Here is a 20,870-nt window from a genome sequence, read left to right as displayed (position 1 = left end):
ATTTCCTCCTGTGGGAATGGCGGGCTCTTTCGGCCGCGCTCATTCGAAGACGCTGTGGCTGACCTTGTGCTTCTCGATGAAATCCCAGTCATAGGTGACGCCGAGGCCTGGCCCCTCCGGCACGACGAAGCAGCCGTCTGAGGCGACAGCGTCGAGCTTGTCGGAATATCCGTCGGTATAGAACGTGCCGACAGCCTGGCCGCGCGACGGCCCGACCATGGCCAGTTCATAGAAATTCGTGTTTCGGATGGCGGCCATGGCGTGGCGATGTGCAGGGCCATTGCCGTGGAGCTCGACATCGAGGCCCAGCGCCTCGGCGAAATGGGCGATCTTCATCGTGCCGGTGATGCCGATATCGAGATCGGGATCGGCCCGCACGAAGTCGGTGCCGTCGGCGAGAGTGAGCGTCGCCATCGCTTCCAGCCCGCGCACGTGCTCGCCGAGCAGGATCGGCGTCTTGATCAGTTCGCGCAGGCGACGATGGGCGTGGGCAGCAAGCCCGCCATCGCTATAGGGATCCTCGTACCAGAAGAAGCCGGCCTCATCGCAGGCCCGGCCACAGGCGAGGGCGTCCGCAAAGGTCTTCAGGTGGCAGGCTGAATCATGCATCAGCTTCATGCGGCCACCGACGCGCCGGCCGAGAAGCCGGATCGCGGCAGCGTCACGCCGCCAGCCGCCATCGGTCCAGCCGTGCATCTTGAAGGCGCGATACCCCAGGCCGTAGCATTCCTCGGCGAAATCGGCGAAGGCCTCGGGTGTGGCGAGGCCGCCGCCGTCGCCGCCAAACCAGGTCGAAGCGTAGGCCGGCAGGCGCTTGCCACGATGGCCGCCGAGCAGGTCACTGACGGAGTGGCCGGTGCGCTTGCCCGCCAGGTCCCAAAGGGCATTGTCGATCTGGCAGCCGCCGATCCGGTCTTCCTTGCGCAACCAGCGACGGATGTCCTCGTAGATCGTCTCGCGGGCATGGCAGTCCCGCCCGATGATCCATTTGGCGATGAAATGGGTCTGTGGGGCCGTGTCGGTGCGCCCGCCGACATATTCGCCGCGCGCCCCGTCCTCAGTTTCGATGCGGACGGCGATGCGTTTGCGTGTCGTGCGCACGCCGGGCATGTCGATGCCGCTCGGACTGACGTCGAAGGCGACGTTCTCCATGTCCTGTGCGAACAGGATGACGTCGATCCGGCGGATGCGCGTGGCGGCGGAACCGAGGACGTCGCGGGCGGCGCTTGCCGTGTCTTCTACGCTCAGCATGGCGCCCTCACTCGATCACGACATGCGATTTGGCATTGCGGGTGATGTAGTCCCAGTCGTACCTCACCCCGAGGCCGGGGCCCTCGGGCACCGGGAAGCATCCGTCCGCGCCGACATCGTCGAGGGCGTCGGAATAGCCGCATGCGTAGACCGGGGCGTTGAAATTGCCGCGGGACGGCCCGACCATCGACAATTCGTAGAAATTCGTGTTGCGGATCGACGCCATGCAGTGCCGGTGGGCCGGCCCCGGCGCGTGCAGCTCGACATCGAGGCCGAGCGCTTCGGCGAAATGCGCGATCTTCATCGTGCCCGTGATGCCGATGTCGAAATCAGGGTCTGCGCGCACGAAGTCGGTGCCGTCGGCGATAGTCAGCGTCGCCATGGATTCCAGCCCGCGCACATGCTCTCCGAGCAGGATCGGCGTCTTCAGCATCTCGCGCAGGCGCCGGTGGGCGTGGGCGGCAAGGCCGCCATCGCTATAGGGATCCTCGTACCAGAAGAAATTGGCGTCATCGCAGGCACGCCCGACTTCAAGCGCGTCGGCGAAGCTGCGCAGGTGACAGGCGGCGTCGTGCATCAGCGCCATCCTGTCGCCGATGCGCTGGCCAAGCAGGCGGACGGCCGCGGCGTCGCGCGTCGGGCTGCCATCGGTCCAGCCATGCATCTTGAACCCGCGATAGCCGAGCTCGTAGCATTCCTCGGCGAAGTCGGCGAAGGCTTCCGGCGTCGTGAGGCCGCCGCCTTCGCCGCCAAACCAGGTCGAGGCATAGGCGGGGAGGCGGGTCTTGTTGCCGCCGAGCATCTGGCTGACCGACAGGCCGAGCCGATGACCGGCAAGGTCCCACATCGCGACGTCGATCACGCCGGCGCCCATGCGGTCTTCCTTGCGGAGCTGGCGGCGGATGCGCTCATAGGCCCGCTCGCGGGCGAAGGCGTCGAGACCGAGCACGGCGCGGGCGCAGGCCGCCGCCTGGGCGAGCGCATTCGCCTGGCCGCCGACATAGGCGCCGCGCGCGCCGTCCCGGGTTTCCATCCGCACCGCGAGGCGCGTACGCTCCGACTTTGCGCCGGTCACGTCGATGCCGCCCGGGCCGACCCCAACCATCGGATAACTGAAGATCCAGAGCTCGATACGGACGATCTCGCTGGCGCGAGGGCCAGGTTCGGCCCCGATCTCCGTTTTGTCCCGTAGCCGCACGTCCATGGTGCTCGCTTCCAATCCCTCGTCGCGGCCGATTGTGACCCGAAGTACCGGGTCGCGAGGCCCAGTCTCGCTGGACATCCTCGGCTTCGTCAGATTATATAATATCTATAACTTCGCAGAAGGTGACGAATGTCAAGACGTCTGAATCGGGTTCAGGACGTCGCACAGGTTGCATCGACCCGCGTTGCAGTTCAGGAACGGGCGGCGAGCGGGCCGGAGATGGAATCGACAATGAGAGCGCCGAGATGACGGACGCATCGGCCCCTGCCAGCCGGATCGTGCCCTTCATGCAGGCGACGACCTATCAACGGCTGCGCGAAGCCATTCGCGCCGACATTGTCGCAGGGACCTTCGCGCCGTCAGAGCATCTGAAGATGGCGGCGCTGGTGCAGCGCTACGGGACGAGCCCTGCGCCGATCCGCGAGGCGCTCGGCCAGCTCGAAGGCGAGGGCTGGATCGAAATCCTGCCGAACCGGGGCGCGCGGGTTCGGTCGATCGAACGCGCGTTCATTCGCGAATTGTTCGAGATCCGCCTCGCCCTCGAGCCGCCGCTGGCCGGCTACAGCGCAGCGGTCGCAACAGCGCGCGACATCGACGCGCTCTGGGCGATCCATAAGGATTATGCCGCCGCCATCCGCCAGGGCAACTCGGCGGCCATCTCCGCGACCAACGGCGCCTTCCACACCAGCATCCTGTCGATCCGACCGAACAGGTCCGCGCTTGTCCTGCTCGACCAGCACAATGCGTTCGTGGGAGCGACGCGACGCCGCTTCGGCTTCCCCGACCACCGCCTTGCCGCGATGGTGCCCGAGCACGAGGCGATCATCGAGGCCTGCGCCCGCAATGACGCGACCGTCGTGCGCCGGCTGATGCGCGCGCATATCCAACGCTCGATCGACGAGCTGATCCCACGGCTGCCGGGCAGCGATCCGGATCATTCCGAGCGTTGATCGCTCCTTGGCCCCGTTTCGGGCTGCGTGGCGCATCAATGGCCGCAGGGCGGAGCAAGGCCGCGAGACACGCTCCGGGCCACCTGGTCAGTCGCGCGCCGGGGCCTTCGCGCCGGCGGGCTCGATTTGCGAGACATGGTTGAGGGCGATGACCCATCGGTCGTCGCGCTTGCGCATCAGACGGGTGTTGACGCCGGTCTGGTTGCCCGCCGCGCGCACCAGCTTGTAGTCGCTGATCAGCTGGGCGGCATCGGGGGCCAGCATCTCGATGCGGATGTTGGAAAAGGCGAGCTCGCCCTGCGAACCCGGCCCGCCGCCATAATCGGCGATGTAATGGTCGAGCGTTCCCTGCCAGTCCTTCTGGATGCGGCCGCGGGAGACGAAAATCACATCGGGATTGGCGAAGCCCGCCATATAGCCGTGGAAATCGCCGCGGTTCCAGGCCGCCTGCATCGTGGCGATGACCGCGCGGATCGCCTCTTTCTCAATAGTATCAGACATTTGGATCGTGCCTTTCAGAGCGCACTTTTGGCGACGGCCTCGTCTTCCTGCCGCTGCCGTTTGATCAGGACTTCCTGGGCCGCCGAGACGAGATGGCGACGCAGCGCGTTTTCCGCAGTCTTGGCATCCTGATCCAGGATCGCGTCGACGATCTGCTGATGCTCGCGGCAGGATCGTTTGACGCGTCCCTTGTCCTTGAGCTGGAATTTGCGGAAGGGCGCGAGTTTCAGCCGCAGCGTCTGGGCAACCGCGATCAGGTCGCTGTTATGGCTGCCCTGGAAGAGGAGGCTGTGAAACTGCGTGTTGAGCTCGGTGTAGCCATCGAGGTCGCCCTCGTCGGCCAGCGCATTCATCTGGCGGTGCAGGCTTTCGAGTTCGGCCCGCTCCCGCATCGTCATCCGATGTGAGGAGAGCCGGCCGCAGGTGGCCTCCAGCTCGGCCATCGCCTCGAACATCTCGTCGATGCGCTCTGTGGAAATCTGCGTCACCACCACGCCCTTATAGGGCTCGCGCTCGGCCAGTCCGCGGCCGCACAGGATATGCAGGGCTTCGCGGACGGGCGTGCGGGAGACTCCGAACTGCAGGGCGATCGAGGCTTCATCGAGCCGGGCGCCAGCCGGAAACTCGCCATTGATGACAGCCTCTTCGAGCTGTTCGGCGATGAAATCGCTGCGGCTTTTCTTGGTGGCGGCCGGCATGTCCGGCATCGCGCGTTCCTCTGTTCCAAACTCCGTCACGCGCAAGCCCACCCTCCCGGATCACCACCTCGGCTGATCCCGATGAGTACACAATCCTATTGCAATGTGGACAAAAAATATACAAAACGAGCCGCTCCCGCATGAGCTGCGGCACAAAATCCTGAGGCTTGTCTAACATCCCCGCGTGGATCTCCGGCTTGTCGACAGCCTGCCTCAGGCGGTCGCGGATGGCTGGAAATGAGGAATTGCCATGACTTTTACGACGCGACCGGAACTCAGGGGCACATTCGGAGCCGTTTCCTCGACGCATTGGCTTGCCTCGACCGTCGGCATGTCCCTTCTGGAAAAGGGCCACACGGCCTTTGATGCCGCGGTCGCGACCGGTTTCGTCCTGCAGATCGTCGAGCCGCATCTCAACGGCCCCGCCGGCGAGGTGCCGATCATCGTGACCCCGGTCGGCGCGGATCAGCCGATCGTCATCTGCGGGCAGGGGCCGTCCCCGGCGAAGGCCACCATCAAGCATTTCAAGGATCTCGGCCTCGACATCATTCCGGGCACCGGCCTGCTCGCCGCCTGCATTCCCGGCGCGTTCGGCGCCTGGCTGACGCTGCTGCGCGACTACGGCACGGCCGAGCTCGAAGACGTGCTGGCGCCGGCGATCTACTACGCGAAGACCGGCCACCCGCTGGTGCCGCGCATCGCCCGGACGATCGCCTCGATGCGCGAGCTCTTCGAGACCCACTGGCCGACTTCCGCAGAGATCTACCTGCCTGGCGGCGTGGCGCCTCAGTCCGGCAAGCTCTTCCGCAATCCGCAGATCGCGGCGCTCTACCAGCAGATCCTCGACCACGCGAAATCGGCCGGGAATCGCGAGGCGCGCATCAATGCGGCGCTCGATTTCTGGTATCGCGGCCCGGTTGCCGAGCAGATCGAGGAATTCTGCGCCACCCAAGAAGTCTGGGACGTCTCGGGCCGCCGCCACAAGGGCCTGATCACCGCGCAGGACATGGCCGATTATCAGCCGCAGGTCGAAAAGCCGGTCTCGGTGACCTATGGCGATTGCGAGGTCTTCAAATGCGGGCCGTGGTCGCAAGGGCCGGTCCTGCTGCAGATGCTGCAGCTCCTCAAGGGCACGGATATCGCCGATCTCGATCCGACCAGCGCCGATTTCGTGCATCTCGTCGTCGAGACGGCCAAGCTCGCGATGGCCGACCGCGATTCCTGGTATGGCGACAACTCCGACGTGCCGATCAAGGCGCTGCTTTCGTCCGGCTATGCCGATATCCGCCGCGCGCTGATCACGGGCACGGCCTCCATGGACGTCCTCCCCGGCACGCCCGAGGGGCGCAACCCCAACTTGCCGCCGCTGCGCACGGTCGGCACCATCGCGCAGCCCGGCCTTGGCGGTGGCGAGCCGACGGTTGCCCGCGAAGCCAAGCTGCCGAACGACCGGCAGGGCGAACCCGCGCTCACCCGCGAAGGCGCGCAGCGCGGCGACACCGTGCAGGTCAGCGCCGTCGACCGCTGGGGCAATATGGTGTCGGCGACGCCGTCGGGCGGCTGGTTCCAGTCGAGCCCGGTCATTCCTGGCCTCGGCTTCAGCCTGACGACCCGCGCGCAGATGTTCTGGCTCGAAGAGGGGCTGAATTCCACGCTCGCGCCGTCGAAGCGGCCGCGCACGACGCTCACCCCGTCAACCGTCTACCGGGACGGCAAGCCCTACATGGCCTTCGGCACGCCGGGCGGCGACCAGCAGGATCAATGGCAGCTGATCATGCTGCTGCGCCATCTCCACAAGGGCATGAACCTTCAGGAAGCGATCGACGCGCCGTCCTTCCATACCGACCATCTCGCCAGCTCCTTCTGGCCGCGCGAGATCAGCTTCGGCGCGATCACGCTCGAAGACCGCTTCCCGCAGCCAGTCCGCGACGAGCTGGCGGCGCGCGGCCACAAGATCACCGTCGGCGACGCCTGGTCCGAAGGGCGCCTCTCGGCGGTTGCCCGCGAGATGGATGGCGACGTGCAGCTGGTGAAGGCTGGCGCCAATCCGCGCGGCGTCCAGGGTTATGCGGTCGCCCGCTGACCCCGACCCGCTGCCCCCAATGAGACAAGCATTTCGGAACAGGAGAGGGGACTATCGATGAAACCGACTTATCTTGCACTCGCAGCCAGCCTGGCGCTCGGCGCCATGGCCGTGACGGTGGCGCCCGCCGCCGCCCAGACCGTTCTCAAGATCGGCCTGCAGGACGATCCCGATACGCTCGACCCGGTCTCCAACTGGAGCTTCGTCGGCCGCCACGTGCTGCAGTCGCTCTGCGACAAGATCGTCGACATCGACCAGAACGGCAAAATCATCCCGATGCTGGCTGCCAGCTGGGAATGGAGCGCCGACAGCACCGCGCTGACCCTGAAGCTGCGCAGCGATGCCGTCTTCCACGATGGCACCAAGGTCGACGCCGCGGCGATCAAGTACAATCTCGAGCGCGCGCTGACCTCGGGCATCTCGCGGCGCAAGGCTGAAATCAGCGCGATCAAGACCGTCGAGGCCGTCGATCCGACCACCGTCAAGATCACCCTCAAGGAGCCTTCGGTTCCGCTGCTCGCCGCGCTCAGCGACCGCGCCGGCATGATCGTCAGCCCGGCGGCCGGCGAGAAGCTCGGCGACAAGTTCACCGATGCGCCGGTCTGCTCCGGCCCCTACAAGTTCCTGGAGCGCGTGGTCCAGGACCGCATCGTCCTCGAAAAGTTCCCGCAATATTACGATGCGGCGAAATACGGGTTCGATCGCCTGATCTATCGCGGCATGCCGGATTCCAATGTCCGCCTGCTGAACCTGCGCTCCGGCCAGCTTGACCTGATCGAGCGTCTAGCTGCGACCGATGTCGATGCCGTCAAGGCCGACAAGGCCCTGGCGGTCGACCCTGTCGTCGGCCTCGGCTATTACGGCATCACCTTCAGCATCGGTGGCGACGGCGCCAATCTCGATGCCGGCAAGAAGGCCGCGATCCGCGAAGCCTTCAGCCTCGCGATCGATCGCCAGGCGATCAGCAATGTCGTCTTCGACGGCCAGGCCAGCATCGGCAACCAGCCTTTCCCGCCGTCGAGCCCGTTCTACGACAAGAGCTTCCCGGTTCCGGCCCGTGATCTCGACGCCGCCAAGAAGAAGATGGCGGAAGCCGGCGTGAAGTCGGTCAATCTGGAACTGCTCGTTCCCACCGATGCCGAGCGCCAGCAGGTCGCCCAGCTCATCCAGGCGATGGTCCAGGAGGTCGGCATCAAGGTCTCGATCAAGCCGACCGAGCTGATGACGCTGCTCGACATCGCCCGCCAGGGCAAGTTCCAGTCCCATCTCGTCGGCTGGAGCGGCCGCGTCGATCCCGACCTGAACGTCACGCCGATGCTCTCTTGTGGCGCCGCGACGAACGACGCCAAATATTGCAACGAGGCGCTCGACGCGATCCTGGCGAAGGCCCGCTCGCTGGGTGACCCCGAGGCGCGCAAGGCCGAATACGCCAAGGCCATGGCGATCCTGCTCAAGGACCTGCCGATCGTCTATCTCTACCACTCGCAGTGGATCTTCGCGCACAGCTCCAAGATCACCGGCATCAAGCCCGCTCCGGATGGCATCATCCGCCTGGCTGGCGTCAGCCGCAAAAACTGAGCTGGCATCAAGGCAGCCATGAACCTCCCTCTCCGAACCGTCCGGGCCGATGACGCAGCCGCGTCCGTCCTCGACGTCACCAACCTGCGTGTCGCCTTCGAGGGCGACACGCGTACCGTGACGGCGGTCGACGGCGTCAGCTTCTCGGTTCGGAAAGGGCGCACGCTGGCGATCGTCGGCGAATCCGGCAGCGGCAAGAGCGTGACCTCGCTCGCCGTCATGCGGCTCCTGCCGGAGCACAGCGCGCGCATTTCAGGCAATGTCCGTTTCGATGGCCGCGAACTGCTCGACGAGAGCAAGTCCGGCATGCGCAGCCTGCGCGGCAACCGGCTGGCGATGATCTTCCAGGAGCCGATGACCTCGCTCAACCCGTCCTACACGGTCGGCGAGCAGATCAACGAGGTCATCCTGCGCCACCGGCCGATCTCGAAGAAGGAGGCGACCGAACGCGCCATCGCCATGCTGAAGCTGGTGCGCATTCCTTCGCCCGAGACCCGCTACCACCAGTATCCGCATAATCTCTCCGGCGGCATGCGCCAGCGCGTCATGATCGCCATGGCGCTCGCCTGCGATCCCGAATTGCTGATTGCCGACGAGCCCACGACCGCGCTCGACGTCACCATCCAGGCGCAGGTGCTCGAGCTGATGCGGGAGCTGCAGCAGAAGACCGGCACCGCCATCATCCTGATCACCCATGATCTCGGCGTAGTCGCGGAATCCTGCGACGACGTCATCGTCATGTATGCCGGCCAGGTGGTCGAGCAATGCTCCGTCGAGGACCTCTTCACCTTCCCGCAGCACCCCTACACGGTCGGCCTGCTCGGCTCGCTGCCGCGTCTCGACGAGAAGCGCGAGCAGCTGGTCGCCATCTCCGGCACCGTGCCTGACATGGCCAATCCGCCCTCGGGCTGCCGGTTCCAGGCGCGCTGCCCCTTCCGCGTCGAACGCTGCGCCGAGATGCCGGACCTCATGGAGGTCACCGCCGGCCATTTCAGCCGCTGCTGGCGGGCGCCCATGCAGGACCTTGTGCCATGATCCCTCGTGCCATGATCCAGAGCACCTCCAGCGCCTCGGCCGATACGCCGATCCTTGAGGCCCGCGGCCTCGGCAAGAGCTTCGTCGTCAAGCGCTCTCTGCTTGGCCGACCGCTCGCCCGCGTCGGTGCGGTCGATGATGTCAGCCTCTCGCTGATGCCGGGCGAAACGCTCGCCATCGTCGGCGAATCCGGTTGCGGCAAGTCGACGCTCGGCCGCCTGTTGATGCGGCTGATCGAGCCCAGCGCCGGCGAGGTCTTCATCGACGGGCAGAACGTCACCCATGCCAGGCATGCTTCGATGCTCGCGCAGCGCCGTCATGTGCAGTTGATCTTCCAGGACCCCTATGCCTCGCTCAACCCGCGCATGACGATCGCCCAGACGATCGCCGAGCCGCTGATGCTGCACGACATCGTGCCGGCCGGCCAGCGCGCCCGCCGCGTCGCGGAACTCCTGGAAATGGTCGGCCTGCGTCCGGAACAGGCGAGCCGCTACCCCCATGAATTCTCCGGCGGCCAGCGCCAGCGCGTCGTCATCGCCCGGGCGCTCGCCTCCGAACCGAAGGCGATCATCTGCGACGAGGCGGTCTCGGCTCTGGACGTCTCGATCCAGGCGCAGATCCTCAACCTCCTGAAGAACCTGCAGAAGCGGCTCGGCATCGCCTTCGTCTTCATCTCGCATGATCTCGGCGTCGTGAAGCACATCGCCGATCGCGTCGCCGTCATGTATCTCGGCAAGGTCGTCGAGATGGGGACGTCCGAGGACATCTTCGCCGCGCCGCGCCACCCCTATACGCGGGCGCTGCTCTCCGCCATTCCGGTCGCCGCGCCGCCGAGCCACCAGCGCTCGCGCGCAGCGAGACTCCATGGCGATCTGCCGAGCCCGCTTTCGCCGCCCGAAGGCTGCCGGCTGCATACGCGCTGCCCGCATGCGCGGCCGGACTGCAAGAGCGTCAGCATGGTGCTCGAGCGCGAGGCGAACGGTCATTCCAATGCCTGCGCCTTCTGGCGCGAATTGCCGGCGCTGGATGCAGCCGAGATTGCCCGCGAACCGCGCAACCCGAAGCTCGAAAAGCTGTTTGCGGCGTTCGAGGCGATGGCCGCCCGGCCGGCCCAGACCGTGACGGGAGGCTGATAGCCATGTCTTCACTTCTCGCCCGCCGCCTCCTGCAACTGGTCCCGACAGTCCTTCTGCTGTCGATGATCATCTTTTCGCTGCAGCACCTCCTGCCGGGCGATCCGGCGCTGGTGCTCGCCGGCGAGAACCCCGACGAGGCGACGCTGGCTGCCATCCGCGCCCAGTATCACCTCGATCAGCCCCTGATCGTGCAGTATCTCTACTGGCTGAAGGGCGTGGCGACCGGCGATCTCGGCGAATCCATGCGCCATAACCGCCCCGTGCTCGACCTGATCCTGCTCAAGCTGCCGGTGACGCTGCAGCTCGCGATCATGGGCATCGTGATCGCGCTCACAGTCGGCATCACGGCGGGCGTCATCTCGGCCCTGCGCCCGAACAGCGCCATCGACTATTCCACCAATGTCGCGTCGCTTGCCGGCATCTCGGTGCCGAATTTCTGGCTCGGCATCATGCTGATCATGTTCTTCTCGGTCCATCTCGGCTGGCTGCCGGCCTCGGGCTTCGTCAGCCCCTGGGAAGACCTGAAGATGAACCTCGCGACGACGATCATGCCCGCTTGCGTGCTCGGGACTGCGATTGCCGGCGTCATCATGCGCCACACCCGCAGCGCCATGCTCCAGGCGCTCGAAAGTGACTATGTCCGCACCGCCCGCGCCAAGGGCCTCAGCGAATGGGTCGTCGTGTTCAAGCATGCGATGCGCAATGCGCTGACGCCGATCATCACGCTGGGCGCGCTCGAGTTCGGCGCGCTTCTCTCCGGCGCGGTCCTGACCGAGCAGATCTTCACGATCCCGGGCTTCGGCAAGCTGATCGTCGATGCCGTCTTCACCCGCGACTATCCCGTGGTGCAGGGCGTCGTGCTGGTGACCTCGCTCTTCTACATCACCCTCAATTTGCTGGCCGACATCGGATACATCCTCGTCAACCCAAGACTGAGAAGCTGACCTGTGCTGACGATCTCGGAACCCAAGCTTTCGGCCAATCCGGTCGCGAATTTCTTCCGCGGCCGCCTGTGGCGGCGGCTGTCGAAGCGCAAGAGCGCGTTGATCGGCCTCGCCGTCGTGCTCTTCATGGTGTTCGTCGCCGTCTTCGCGCCGCTGCTGGCGCCCTATGATCCGACGCAGCAGAGCTGGACCGCGGTGCGCAAGGCGCCGTCCGCCGCGCATTGGTTCGGCACCGACGAGGCCGGCCGCGACATGCTTTCGCGCATCATCTGGGGGGCCAGGGCCTCGCTGCTGGCGGGCCTGACCTCGGTCGGCATCGCCATGGCGATCGGCGTGCCGCTCGGGCTCGCCGCCGGCTTTCTCGGCGGCCTGGTCGACGGCCTGATCAGCCGCTTCACCGATGCGATGCTGGCCTGTCCGTTCCTCATCCTCGCGATCGCGCTTGCGGCCTTCCTGGGCCCCAGCCTGACCAATGCGATGCTGGCGATCGGCATCACCGCCATGCCGCTCTTCATTCGCCTGACGCGCGGCCAGGTGCTCTCGATCAAGGCGGAGGACTATGTCGAGGCGGCCAGCGCGGTCGGCAATCCGCAATGGCGCATCGCGGTGCGCCACATCCTGCCCAACATCCTGCCGCAGCTCATGGTCCAGGCGACGCTGACGATCGCGGCTGCGATCATCGCGGAAGCGAGCATGTCCTTTCTCGGCCTCGGCCTGCAGCCACCGGCGCCATCCTGGGGCTCGATGCTGAATTCGGCGCAGCGCTTCATGAGCAATGCGCCCTGGATGGCGCTCTGGCCCGGCATCGCGATCTTTGCAACCGTGCTGTCGTTCAACCTGCTCGGCGACGGCCTGCGCGACGCTCTCGATCCGCGCGCGCGCTGACCGACACGCTGTTCCGCTCGCGCGGCATGCGGGGGCGGGGCCGCCGGGGCGGGCTTCTCTATCGGGCAGGAGAGGGCAAGGCGCCCGCCGACCGGTTGAGCCGCTGTCCTCAGTCGGACGCGCGATAGAGGGCGTGCGGCAGACCCCCGCTTCTGCTGAAGATTTTCTCGGACAAGCAGCCAGAAGCAGCGTCGGAGCGCTTGTCTGTCGGCATGCAACCACTGCGCCGTGCTGTCGGATCTTCAGGCCGTGGGCGCGTGCCTGTGGTCCCTGGACGATCAACGCATCCTGGTCGAGCCGGCATGCGGCGCGGGCATGGCCACCCTTTACCAGAATGTCGCGGAACTCGCCGATGATCAGACCATATTGGTCATCGCGTCTGCGGGCGGTCCACAGGGCCAGGTCGATGCGTCCGCTGGCGACCATCGAGACCTGGTTCAACGTCAATTTCGGATGATTGCGATGTCGGTCGATTTCCAGGACAGCTCCATCGACAGGGCGGCTCTCGTCGTCATGCATTATCAGGTCGACGTGTTCGAGATCCTGTTCGGGGAGCAGCCATCGCCCTTGCTGGATCGATGCAACGCCCTGATCCGGCGCTGGCGCGCCACGGGCCGACCTGTGCTGTTCCCGAATTTTTCGCTGGGCGAGGGGTATGAACATGCCCCGCCAGCGGAGAACCGCCAGATCACGCCCTATCTCCCAAGCGGACGATTTCGCACCGGTCTACCCGTCGCAGGCCTCGCGATCGAGCCGGGCGACCTCGTCTATGCCTGTCCGCGCGCCAGCGTCTTCCGTGGCACGTCAATCGACGCAGACCTTCGCACGCGCGGTGTCAACACGCTTGTCATGGCCGGGATCAGCACCACCGGCGTGGTCCTGTCCAGCGTCGCCTGGGCCTGTGATGCCGATTACGATCTGCGCCTGGTCCAGGACTGCTGCTTTGATCCGGATCAGGAGGCCCATGACGCCCTGTTCCGCTCCGGGTTCGGCGGACGCGTCCTGGTCCTGTGAGGCGGAATGCGGCCTGACCCGTCTCCGGTAGAGTGTGTCAGGATTGGCGGATGCTGACGGGTGTGGCCTTCGCTGGGAGGGGAACCTGTCAGTGGGGCTGCTTGTCGGACTCCGAGGATTCCGATGGCGCCAGCTGCGGATTGGCCGCCCTGGTGGTGGTGCCGGGGTCCGGAGCGGCCTCGGCCATCGCGATGGCGTCGCCCTCGATCGAGGCCGCGAGGCGGCGGTAATCGTCGAAGTCGAACATCGCGCAGCGTCCGTCCTGGGACCACTGGGTGATCACCTCCCAGACGAGATCGTACTCCTCGCAGAGGCTGCGAAACCCTAGATCCTGCATTCGTGCGAAGCGATTGCGGAACGCAGGAATCTTAAGCATGAGACGGGCAAGGCCGCGTTCTTGAGCCGACATGGTACGCCCCTCGTGAACCCACCAGAAGACATAGGCAAGGAACGCATAGGCAAGGGCGGAAGGCGGGAGCGATAACGAGTATCGCCATTTCTGCCGGGAATACTGACACGAGGCGGCATCCGCTTCAAATCTACTTTGGAGTGCCGTCGACCATTTGTGCGTGGGATGCGGGATCGTAGTTAAGGCAGGTTTGCTGGATTCGCAGAGAGTCGCCGCCGGATTTCCAGGGCTGCATTACGATTTGAGCCGGTTGCGTTGCCGTCAGCCCTTGGCGCGCCCTGGCGCGGCGCGAGACGGAACGGGGCGGGTTTAGTCCAGCCTGATCAAGAAAGATCTCGTGCGACGTCCAGAAAGGCCTTGATCGCCTTGTTGTCCCGGGGTTCGCTCAGGCAGATCAGGGGGGCCTCCCCTGGCGATCATCGCGCTGGGAGCGTGGCCGCTCCTGCGGTGAGCCGGCGGCTCTAATCCGTTGTCGGGGGGCGCCTCTACGGCTGGGCCCCTCACGGCATTGGCCGGAATACCAGAACTGCGGCGCCCGACCCGAGCCGTCCTGCCGGCGCGGCTACAAAGAGCAGGTCCAGCTCCGGAACAAAGAGCGCGGTTCCCAAGCAATCCGATCAAGGCGATGAGCGGCAGAGTCGCAAGCGGGCGCATGGGATCACTCCTGGCTCCTTGAGGCGTTCACCTCGATAAGACCACTATGTCAGGGCCACGGCTCGATGCGGCTTCGGCCCCAGGATCGCACTCGGCTCAGGCTGCGCCGAGTGCGCCGCTCCATGGCTCGTTGGAACCGACTTCGGACGAACATGCGCGACGTCCTGGCCAACCGAACTGCTGGCGCCGTTCCTCGTATCGGCGCCCGCGGTGCGCGATATCTACGAACGCGGCGAACTGCCATGCCTCAAGCGCGAGGCGACAAGTCTTGCAATGGCGGCCGGCGCCTGATCCGGAATGGCGAAGACCGAGCTGACATTGATCTCGCAGAGCACATATGTGTCGTCGCCCGATGCCGTGCGCGGGCCATAGAGGAAATCCGCGTCCCAGATGATGGGCAAGGAGGCCGCGTCGATTCCCAAGAGCGCCATCATCTGAGGCGTCCATTCATCCTCCATCTTTGCCCTGAGCCTCTGAAACGGCTCGGCGGACGCGCCATGCATGATCCGTGGGCCGGGTTGCGCAGCCTCCGAATCCGGGCCTTCGGGAGGGGGAGGGACGAGTGCCTTGATGAGTTGGTGCCCGTAGCCGACAACCTTGTCTGCGCCCATGTAGCAGCGGATCATGCCCTCCGGCAGACGAGGCTGGAACGGCTGATCGATGATGCAGCCGTCGGCCGCGAAATAGGCTTCGCACCTTGCCATGAAGTCCGACAGGGCGAGTTCTTCCGGGATGCTCCCTTTCTGTGCGTGCAGCACCTGCACTATCTCGGGACCGGTCGACCGGCTGAGCTGCTCGACCTTCCAGACGCCTTGGCCGCCATTGCCGCGGTTCTGCTTCAGCACGCGCCGACCAGCCGCCCTCAAGCGCGCCGGGAACTCCGCCCGGAAAGAGGCCGCCGATCGATAGAGATGCGTATCGGCGCCCCATCCAAGATGTTTCGTGCGGTACAGAACCTCCTTCACCCCCATCTTGAGGATGGTGTCGGGGTGGGCGCTGACCCAGGGCCCGCGCGCCGCGACATCCCGCAGCAATGCGTCGAGCTGATGCCGTGTCTTGCCCGCGTGCAGCGGATCGACCCAGACAAGGACCCCGTCCGCAGCCAGGAGCTGATCGCGGACGTCTTCGCCGAACGTCTCGTCGTAGACGGCCGGCTCGGCGTCGAAGCCGATCGCGCTCAGCTCCTCGAATACGCGATGAAAGCGATTGTTCTGCGCTGTTGCGGTGCGTCGCGCTTCGCGATCACCTCGCCAAACCACGGCTACCTTCTGCACTGCGGTCGACATGATCTCACCCCGGCATTGGGTCGATGACTTTCCGAGAGTTTCTGATTGCCTCATCCAACCGCCGACCGATGGTCTGCGGCGGCGAAACGATCAGGCTGGCCAGGACGATTGCCAATGCGATCGTTACGGGCCGGTTCATGGGCTTTCTCCCATGCCGGAGCAATGGGCGTCAGGCGGCGGTCGCCCTCATCGACGGCGGCCAGCTATGGGTTTCGCCCGTCCGGCGGGATGCCCAGGCATAGAGCGCGTCATAGATGATGAAGCCGCGCTTCAGGACCTCATGGTCGTCCGGGGAGAGGTCGCGAAGTCCCATCGAGATCGCCAGCAACCCGGCTGATTGCGGTGTCAGGTCGTGTCGGTCGGTATCGGCGCCGCGGACGATGGCGGCGATCGCTGCGATGGCCGGGTCCTTGGCCAGGTCGTGCTTTTCGACAAAGGCGTCGAAGCTGCATCCCTCGCCGAAATGCGTGTATTCGACCCCTGGGACATCGTAGGGGATGGCGCCGGTTTCGTCGGCGACCTGCCTGACCTGGTCCGGTGGCACGAACAGGAATTCCGGCTCCTTGTCGATGAAGCGCGTGATCAGCCAGGGACAGGCGATCCGATCGATGACGGGGCGCTCGCGTGTGATCCATTTCATGGCGTTGGTCTCCCTTCAGCGCTGGTGAGTGGAACGGTTGGCGCGCCGATCGCGTGCCAGGCGGCTATTCCGCCTGCGAGCGAATAGGCGTCGAGGCCGCGGCGGCGCAGCTCGGCGACGGCATCGCCGCTGACCTGGAAGCCATAGACGCAATAGGCGACGATCGGCTTGCCCTCGGGCAGGTCTTCGGCCCAGTCGGCGATCCGCTCGGGGACGCGGATCTGTGCACCTGGGATCATGTCGCTGCGCTTGGCCAGATCTTCCGCGAGGCAGACGTCCAGGAGGACGATATCGTCCTGACGCTGCATGCGCGCCAGGAGATCCTCGGCGGCGATACCGGCTCCGGCGGCGGCGGCCTCGGCCTTGCCGATCGCATGCCTGCTCTTCGCCAGCCCCTGGAAGCGGGCGCCGACCCGCTCCCAATGGATGTTCCTCATGAAGGCATCGACATAGGCGCCAGCCTTCGCTCCGAAATCGATGTGATAGGCGTGCTCGTACATATCGAGCGCCATGATCGGGGTGCTGCCGGCGAGGCAGTTGGTGTGATCTTGCCCCCACTGGATCATCAGGCGCTGATGGCGCTCCGACCAGACCAGCAAGGTCCAGCCCGATCCACCGGCCTGCGCCTTCGCGCAGGCCGCGAATTTCGTTCGCCAGCCCGCGACACTGCCGAAATCGCGTTCCAGCGCTGCGGCCAGGTCGCCTGCGGCATCGCCTGTGCCGCCCAGCCCATCGAAATAGATCTCGTGCAGGATCGCCGAGTTCGCGGCGATGAGCTCCTCACGCTTCAAGCCGTTGAGGTCAAACACCGGAGCCTGGCTCCAGTCGAGCTCATCGAGCCGGCGCTCGATTGCATTCAGGCGCCGCACGGCGCCTCCGTAATTGTTCTCGTAATGGCTCGCCAGAAGCCGCTCGGAGAGCCCTTCCAGGCGCGGCGGCTTGAACGGCAATGGCATGATCCGGTGCATGGCGTCCTCGCTTGCGATACGCGACGAGCCGGACGCTACGCTCGAATCAAAAATGATACAAGTGTTGCTTTTATTTGTCTTGATGATACGGTGTGAACATGAACGTTGACGCGATACCGGCAGAGCAGCGCTGGCTCCTCCTGATCCACCAGTTGCCGAGCAAGCCAGCCTATTTCCGGGTCAAGATCTGGCGCCGCCTGCAAGGCATCGGCGCTGTCGCGGTGAAGAGCACGGTCTATGCGCTGCCGGCGAATGCCGAGACGCAGGAAGATTTCGAGTGGTTGCTGAAGGAGATCGTCGAGGGAGGCGGGGAGGCCATGATGTGCGAAGCCCGCCTGATCGATGGCCTTTCCGATGCCCAGGCACGGGCCCTGTTCGACGCTGCGCGCGACGAAGACTACGAGGCGATCGCCAAGGAGGTCCGCTCCCTTTCAAGCCGCCTCGAGGAGGCTGCAGCTCCGGAGGAAACGGTCGAGGCCACGACCCAGATCAAGCGCCTGCGCAAGCGGCTGGCGGACATCGCCGCCATCGATTTCTTCGGCGCGACTGGCCGTCTCTCGGCTGAGGGCCTGATCGCGGAACTGGAGCGCAGGCTCGCGAGGGATAGCGACATGACCAACACATCAACGGAGACGCCGCCACAGACCGCAGCCGACCTGAAGGGGCGGGTCTGGGTCACGCGCAAAGGCGTCCATATCGACCGCATCGCCTGTAGCTGGCTGATCCGTCGCTTCATCGACCCCGACGCCGTCATCCGCTTCGTTCCGGGCAAGGGATACGAACCCAAGGCCGGGGAGTTGCGCTTCGACATGTTCGAAGGCGAGATTACCCACGAGGGTGATCGTTGTAGCTTCGAGGTCCTGCTGGTCCGTGCCGGTCTCGCTGATCCTGCGCTCCGGGGCATCTCCGAGATCGTCCACGACATCGATCTGAAAGACCGCAAGTTCGGGCACGAGGAAACGACGGGCATCGCGAGCCTGATCGCGGGTGTCTGCGCGGCCAATCCGGACGATGAGCAGCGCATCGCCCAAGGCACGCCCGTCCTCGACAACCTCTACCAGTACTTCAAGTCGAAACGCGCCTGATCATCAGGAAACGGCCATGAACAAGCTCGAAACCATCGACGCTGCACCGACGATGCAGAATGCCGTGCCTGATCACGGCATTTCATTCGGGGAGGCCTTGCGTGTCTGGGCACGGGTCGCAGCGCTGAGCTTCGGTGGGCCTGCCGGACAGATCGCGGTGATGCACCGGATCATCGTTGAGGAGAAGCGCTGGATCGGCGAGACGCGCTTCCTGCATGCCCTGAACTATTGCACCCTTCTTCCGGGGCCGGAGGCGCAGCAACTCGCGATCTATATCGGCTGGCTCCTGCACAAGACGAAGGGCGGTCTCGTCGCCGGCCTCCTGTTCGTGCTGCCGGGCGCCATTTCCATCATGGCGCTGAGCTGGATCTACGCGATTTTCGGCAATGTCGGCAGCGTCCAGGCTCTGTTCTTCGGATTGAAGGCGGCGGTCCTGGCGATCGTGCTCGAAGCCGTCCTGCGGATCGGTCGGCGCTCGCTGAAGAACAATGTCATGATCGGGCTCGCCGCCGCCGCCTTTCTGGCATTGACGCTGTTTCAGGCACCATTCCCGCTCGTCGTGCTGGGCGCGGGCCTGATCGGCTATATCGGAGGGCGCGGTGGCTGGTCGGCGTTCCTGACGGGAGGCGGTCATGGCAAGCTCGGTGGCAAGCAGCTGGCCGACATCGATTCCGCGCTGGGCGAGGGCATTCCGGCGCATGCCAGACCGCCGCTGAGCTGGACGCTGAAGGTCGCTGCCATCGGCTTCTTCCTCTGGTTCGCTCCAATCATCGCCCTGCTGGCTCTGCTCGGCCAGGGCAACGTCTTCACGGAGATCTCAATCTTCTTCTCCAAGATGGCGATGGTGACCTTCGGTGGCGCCTACTCGGTGCTGTCCTATGTCGCGCAGCAGGCAGTCGAGCATTATGGCTGGCTGAAGCCGGGTGAAATGCTGGATGGCCTCGGCATGGCCGAAACCACGCCCGGCCCCTTGATCATGGTGACGCAGTTCGTCGGCTTCATGGGCGCCTATCGTGCGCCGGGCTCTCTGAATCCCCTCCTGGCCGGCACTCTCGGCGGGCTGCTGACGACCTGGGTCACTTTCGTGCCCTGCTTCCTCTGGATCTTCCTCGGCGCGCCGTTCATGGAGACGATGCGCAACAACAAGGCGCTCTCGGCTGCGCTCGGGGCGATTACTGCGGCCGTCGTCGGCGTGATCCTGAACCTGTCGATCTGGTTTGCGCTGCACGTGCTCTTCGCCGAGGTCCATCAGATCCGCGGCTATGGCATGGAACTCGACGTGCCGGTCCTGAGCACCGTCAACGTCGCATCGCTGCTGCTGACGCTTGCCGCCATGATCGCTGTGTTCCGCTTCAAGGTCGGGATGATCAAGGTCATCGCCGCTTGCTCGGTAGCTGGGCTGCTCTACGGATTCGCCACGGGCATGGTCTGATCTCGGCGAGCATCGCGAAGCGCAAGGTCTGACCGACAATTGAGCGGTCCGACCGCGCCGCTCCGGGGGCGAAGCTCCAGCCTGGTCAAGCGCGACCCCGTGCGACGTCCAGAAAGGCCTTGATCGCCTTGTTGTCCCGGCGTTCGCTCAAGCAGATCAGGGATTCCTCCATCAGGATCGGCGGCCCGTCGAGCGCGATGCGCACCAGGCCGCGATCGCCGCGCAGTTCGGCCTCCGAGACGAAGCCGATGCCGCCACCCGCCGCCACGATGTCGAGCGCAGCCTCGCGCCCTTCGACCTCGATGGCGTAGGTCAACCTGACGCCGGTCTCGGACGCGCGCTGTTCGAGCAGCCGGCGCGTCCGCGAGCCGCTTTCCCGGATCACGAGCGCCATGCCGGCAAGCTCCGCCAGCGACAGCGACCGGCGCGAGGCAAAGGGATGATCGGCTGCGACGACGGCGATGATCGGCGCCGCATTCAGCGGAACGAACTCGAAATCGCGATGCGGGGCCATGTCGCCGAGGACGCCGATATCGGCCTCGTAACTTTGCAGCTGCGCCACGATGGTCTCGGTATTGCCGGCGCTGACCGTGATCCGCACGCCCGGATAGATCTCGCGGAACGCCGTCAGCACATGCAGGACATGATGGACGGAATCGGCGGCGATCCGCAGGGTTCCAAGCCGCAGGGCGCGCGACTCCAAGAGCAACCCGCGCGCCTGGTCCTCGGCATCGAACAGGCGGTGTGTGATCGCGAGCAGCCTTTCGCCCATCGCGGTCAGGGCGATCTGCCTGTGCTGCCGGCTGAACAGCAGCACGTCATACTCCTCCTCGAGCTTGCGGACCTGATCGGAGATCGCCGGCTGCGTCAGGTTCAGCTCGCTCGCGGCGCGTGAAAAGCCGCCGGCGAGCGCGACCTGGTGGAAAGCACGAAGCTGGACATAGCGCATGGCGGGATCCGGGCAGGGTAGAGCCGGGGAGGCGACAGGCACTAATGCAACGATTCAATTTATGCGTCGATCGAAAATAACGATTTTTCAGATGATCCATCGCCGCCGATGATGCCGGCATCGAAAGCAGCCGCCTGTCCAAAGGCAATCGCCAAGGGGATCGCCCCG

At 65.3% G+C, this 20,870-nt stretch carries 20 protein-coding genes; 10 read left to right on the top strand and 10 right to left on the bottom strand.

Going from position 1 to position 20,870, the window contains the following annotated elements:
• Positions 1-39: 39 nt before the first annotated feature.
• Both BIWAKO_RS29855 and BIWAKO_RS29850 read right to left on the bottom strand, forming a co-directional pair.
• Positions 40-1,251, bottom strand: a complete 1,212-nt coding sequence (locus BIWAKO_RS29855; protein WP_084652012.1) for an enolase C-terminal domain-like protein — start codon at positions 1,249-1,251, stop codon at positions 40-42.
• Positions 1,252-1,258: 7 nt separating this feature from the next.
• A complete protein-coding gene (locus tag BIWAKO_RS29850; protein ID WP_244523586.1) occupies positions 1,259-2,533 on the bottom strand; it encodes an enolase C-terminal domain-like protein in 1,275 nt (424 codons plus the stop codon).
• 167 nt (positions 2,534-2,700) lie between these two features.
• Between BIWAKO_RS29850 and BIWAKO_RS29845 the strand changes: the two genes are divergently transcribed.
• Positions 2,701-3,405: a GntR family transcriptional regulator gene (locus BIWAKO_RS29845; RefSeq protein ID WP_069881727.1), complete on the top strand. Its 705-nt coding sequence runs from the start codon at positions 2,701-2,703 to the stop codon at positions 3,403-3,405.
• A gap of 87 nt (positions 3,406-3,492) precedes the next feature.
• Here the strand turns inward: BIWAKO_RS29845 and BIWAKO_RS29840 are convergent, their stop codons facing one another.
• Positions 3,493-3,906 (bottom strand): nuclear transport factor 2 family protein, encoded by a 414-nt coding sequence (locus tag BIWAKO_RS29840; RefSeq protein WP_069881726.1) that lies wholly within the window; start codon positions 3,904-3,906, stop codon positions 3,493-3,495.
• A gap of 14 nt (positions 3,907-3,920) precedes the next feature.
• The gene (locus BIWAKO_RS29835) at positions 3,921-4,613 is read right to left on the bottom strand and encodes a GntR family transcriptional regulator (RefSeq protein WP_069881725.1); all 693 of its coding nucleotides are present in this window, start codon (positions 4,611-4,613) and stop codon (positions 3,921-3,923) included.
• Between the two features lie 241 nt (positions 4,614-4,854).
• On the opposite strand from BIWAKO_RS29835, the gene BIWAKO_RS29830 reads away from it, so the two are divergent.
• The 7 genes from BIWAKO_RS29830 to BIWAKO_RS29800 all read left to right on the top strand — a co-directional run bounded on the left by BIWAKO_RS29830 (position 4,855) and on the right by BIWAKO_RS29800 (position 13,279).
• Positions 4,855-6,687, top strand: coding sequence for a gamma-glutamyltransferase family protein (locus tag BIWAKO_RS29830; RefSeq protein WP_069881724.1), 1,833 nt, complete (start codon positions 4,855-4,857; stop codon positions 6,685-6,687).
• 57 nt (positions 6,688-6,744) lie between these two features.
• Positions 6,745-8,265: an ABC transporter substrate-binding protein gene (locus BIWAKO_RS29825; RefSeq protein ID WP_069881723.1), complete on the top strand. Its 1,521-nt coding sequence runs from the start codon at positions 6,745-6,747 to the stop codon at positions 8,263-8,265.
• 18 nt (positions 8,266-8,283) lie between these two features.
• Positions 8,284-9,300, top strand: coding sequence for an ABC transporter ATP-binding protein (locus BIWAKO_RS29820; protein WP_069881722.1), 1,017 nt, complete (start codon positions 8,284-8,286; stop codon positions 9,298-9,300).
• Entirely contained in the window at positions 9,297-10,433 is a 1,137-nt protein-coding gene (locus tag BIWAKO_RS29815; RefSeq protein ID WP_244523585.1) for an ABC transporter ATP-binding protein, read from the top strand. Before BIWAKO_RS29820 ends, BIWAKO_RS29815 begins: the two co-directional genes overlap by 4 nt.
• A 5-nt stretch (positions 10,434-10,438) precedes the next feature.
• Positions 10,439-11,380, top strand: a complete 942-nt coding sequence (locus BIWAKO_RS29810) for an ABC transporter permease (RefSeq protein ID WP_069881720.1) — start codon at positions 10,439-10,441, stop codon at positions 11,378-11,380.
• A gap of 3 nt (positions 11,381-11,383) precedes the next feature.
• On the top strand, positions 11,384-12,265 hold the full coding sequence (locus BIWAKO_RS29805; RefSeq protein ID WP_141740290.1) for an ABC transporter permease: 882 nt from the start codon (positions 11,384-11,386) through the stop codon (positions 12,263-12,265).
• Between the two features lie 315 nt (positions 12,266-12,580).
• Positions 12,581-13,279, top strand: a complete 699-nt coding sequence (locus BIWAKO_RS29800) for a cysteine hydrolase family protein (RefSeq protein ID WP_244523584.1) — start codon at positions 12,581-12,583, stop codon at positions 13,277-13,279.
• A gap of 88 nt (positions 13,280-13,367) precedes the next feature.
• On the opposite strand, the gene BIWAKO_RS35660 is transcribed toward BIWAKO_RS29800, so the two are convergent.
• The 5 genes from BIWAKO_RS35660 to BIWAKO_RS29780 form a co-directional block, all read right to left on the bottom strand.
• Positions 13,368-13,688 (bottom strand): hypothetical protein, encoded by a 321-nt coding sequence (locus tag BIWAKO_RS35660; RefSeq protein WP_176733441.1) that lies wholly within the window; start codon positions 13,686-13,688, stop codon positions 13,368-13,370.
• Positions 13,689-14,563: 875 nt separating this feature from the next.
• The gene (locus BIWAKO_RS29790; RefSeq protein ID WP_069881718.1) at positions 14,564-15,628 is read right to left on the bottom strand and encodes a Cj0069 family protein; all 1,065 of its coding nucleotides are present in this window, start codon (positions 15,626-15,628) and stop codon (positions 14,564-14,566) included.
• 4 nt (positions 15,629-15,632) lie between these two features.
• On the bottom strand, positions 15,633-15,767 hold the full coding sequence (locus tag BIWAKO_RS37195) for a hypothetical protein (protein WP_274533601.1): 135 nt from the start codon (positions 15,765-15,767) through the stop codon (positions 15,633-15,635).
• A 30-nt stretch (positions 15,768-15,797) separates the two neighbouring features.
• Positions 15,798-16,268, bottom strand: coding sequence for a chromate resistance protein ChrB domain-containing protein (locus BIWAKO_RS29785; RefSeq protein WP_069881717.1), 471 nt, complete (start codon positions 16,266-16,268; stop codon positions 15,798-15,800).
• Positions 16,265-17,236, bottom strand: coding sequence for a Fe-Mn family superoxide dismutase (locus tag BIWAKO_RS29780; protein ID WP_069881716.1), 972 nt, complete (start codon positions 17,234-17,236; stop codon positions 16,265-16,267). The genes BIWAKO_RS29785 and BIWAKO_RS29780 overlap by 4 nt, the downstream gene beginning before the upstream one ends.
• Before the next feature lie 98 nt (positions 17,237-17,334).
• On the opposite strand from BIWAKO_RS29780, the gene BIWAKO_RS29775 reads away from it, so the two are divergent.
• Together BIWAKO_RS29775 and chrA are read left to right on the top strand one after the other, a co-directional pair.
• Positions 17,335-18,321 carry a chromate resistance protein ChrB domain-containing protein gene (locus BIWAKO_RS29775; protein WP_069881715.1) on the top strand — a complete coding sequence of 329 codons (987 nt, stop codon included), beginning with the start codon at positions 17,335-17,337 and terminating at the stop codon, positions 18,319-18,321.
• A gap of 16 nt (positions 18,322-18,337) precedes the next feature.
• Positions 18,338-19,753, top strand: a complete 1,416-nt coding sequence (chrA, locus tag BIWAKO_RS29770) for a chromate efflux transporter (RefSeq protein ID WP_069881714.1) — start codon at positions 18,338-18,340, stop codon at positions 19,751-19,753.
• An 85-nt stretch (positions 19,754-19,838) separates the two neighbouring features.
• On the opposite strand, the gene BIWAKO_RS29765 is transcribed toward chrA, so the two are convergent.
• The gene (locus BIWAKO_RS29765; protein ID WP_069881713.1) at positions 19,839-20,702 is read right to left on the bottom strand and encodes a LysR substrate-binding domain-containing protein; all 864 of its coding nucleotides are present in this window, start codon (positions 20,700-20,702) and stop codon (positions 19,839-19,841) included.
• Positions 20,703-20,870: the final 168 nt, after the last annotated feature.

The sequence above is a fragment of the Bosea sp. BIWAKO-01 genome, assembly GCF_001748145.1.
Classification (GTDB): Bacteria; Pseudomonadota; Alphaproteobacteria; order Rhizobiales; family Beijerinckiaceae; genus Allobosea.
This window is presented reverse-complemented; position numbering and strand designations above follow the sequence as displayed.

Bases quoted from the DNA above. Each gene is read 5' to 3' on its own strand.
- BIWAKO_RS29850 (WP_244523586.1), bottom strand. From the start codon at position 2,533: ATGTCCAGCGAGACTGGGCCTCGCGACCCGGTACTTCGGGTCACAATC.
- BIWAKO_RS29825 (WP_069881723.1), top strand. From the start codon at position 6,745: ATGAAACCGACTTATCTTGCACTCGCAGCCAGCCTGGCGCTCGGCGCC.
- BIWAKO_RS29830 (WP_069881724.1), top strand. From the start codon at position 4,855: ATGACTTTTACGACGCGACCGGAACTCAGGGGCACATTCGGAGCCGTT.
- BIWAKO_RS29780 (WP_069881716.1), bottom strand. From the start codon at position 17,236: ATGCACCGGATCATGCCATTGCCGTTCAAGCCGCCGCGCCTGGAAGGG.
- chrA (WP_069881714.1), top strand. From the start codon at position 18,338: ATGAACAAGCTCGAAACCATCGACGCTGCACCGACGATGCAGAATGCC.
- BIWAKO_RS29835 (WP_069881725.1), bottom strand. From the start codon at position 4,613: ATGCCGGACATGCCGGCCGCCACCAAGAAAAGCCGCAGCGATTTCATC.
- BIWAKO_RS29785 (WP_069881717.1), bottom strand. From the start codon at position 16,268: ATGAAATGGATCACACGCGAGCGCCCCGTCATCGATCGGATCGCCTGT.
- BIWAKO_RS29840 (WP_069881726.1), bottom strand. From the start codon at position 3,906: ATGTCTGATACTATTGAGAAAGAGGCGATCCGCGCGGTCATCGCCACG.
- BIWAKO_RS35660 (WP_176733441.1), bottom strand. From the start codon at position 13,688: ATGTCGGCTCAAGAACGCGGCCTTGCCCGTCTCATGCTTAAGATTCCT.
- BIWAKO_RS29775 (WP_069881715.1), top strand. From the start codon at position 17,335: ATGAACGTTGACGCGATACCGGCAGAGCAGCGCTGGCTCCTCCTGATC.
- BIWAKO_RS37195 (WP_274533601.1), bottom strand. From the start codon at position 15,767: ATGAACCGGCCCGTAACGATCGCATTGGCAATCGTCCTGGCCAGCCTG.
- BIWAKO_RS29815 (WP_244523585.1), top strand. From the start codon at position 9,297: ATGATCCCTCGTGCCATGATCCAGAGCACCTCCAGCGCCTCGGCCGAT.
- BIWAKO_RS29845 (WP_069881727.1), top strand. From the start codon at position 2,701: ATGACGGACGCATCGGCCCCTGCCAGCCGGATCGTGCCCTTCATGCAG.
- BIWAKO_RS29790 (WP_069881718.1), bottom strand. From the start codon at position 15,628: ATGTCGACCGCAGTGCAGAAGGTAGCCGTGGTTTGGCGAGGTGATCGC.
- BIWAKO_RS29800 (WP_244523584.1), top strand. From the start codon at position 12,581: ATGGCCACCCTTTACCAGAATGTCGCGGAACTCGCCGATGATCAGACC.
- BIWAKO_RS29855 (WP_084652012.1), bottom strand. From the start codon at position 1,251: ATGCTGAGCGTAGAAGACACGGCAAGCGCCGCCCGCGACGTCCTCGGT.
- BIWAKO_RS29820 (WP_069881722.1), top strand. From the start codon at position 8,284: ATGAACCTCCCTCTCCGAACCGTCCGGGCCGATGACGCAGCCGCGTCC.
- BIWAKO_RS29810 (WP_069881720.1), top strand. From the start codon at position 10,439: ATGTCTTCACTTCTCGCCCGCCGCCTCCTGCAACTGGTCCCGACAGTC.
- BIWAKO_RS29765 (WP_069881713.1), bottom strand. From the start codon at position 20,702: ATGCGCTATGTCCAGCTTCGTGCTTTCCACCAGGTCGCGCTCGCCGGC.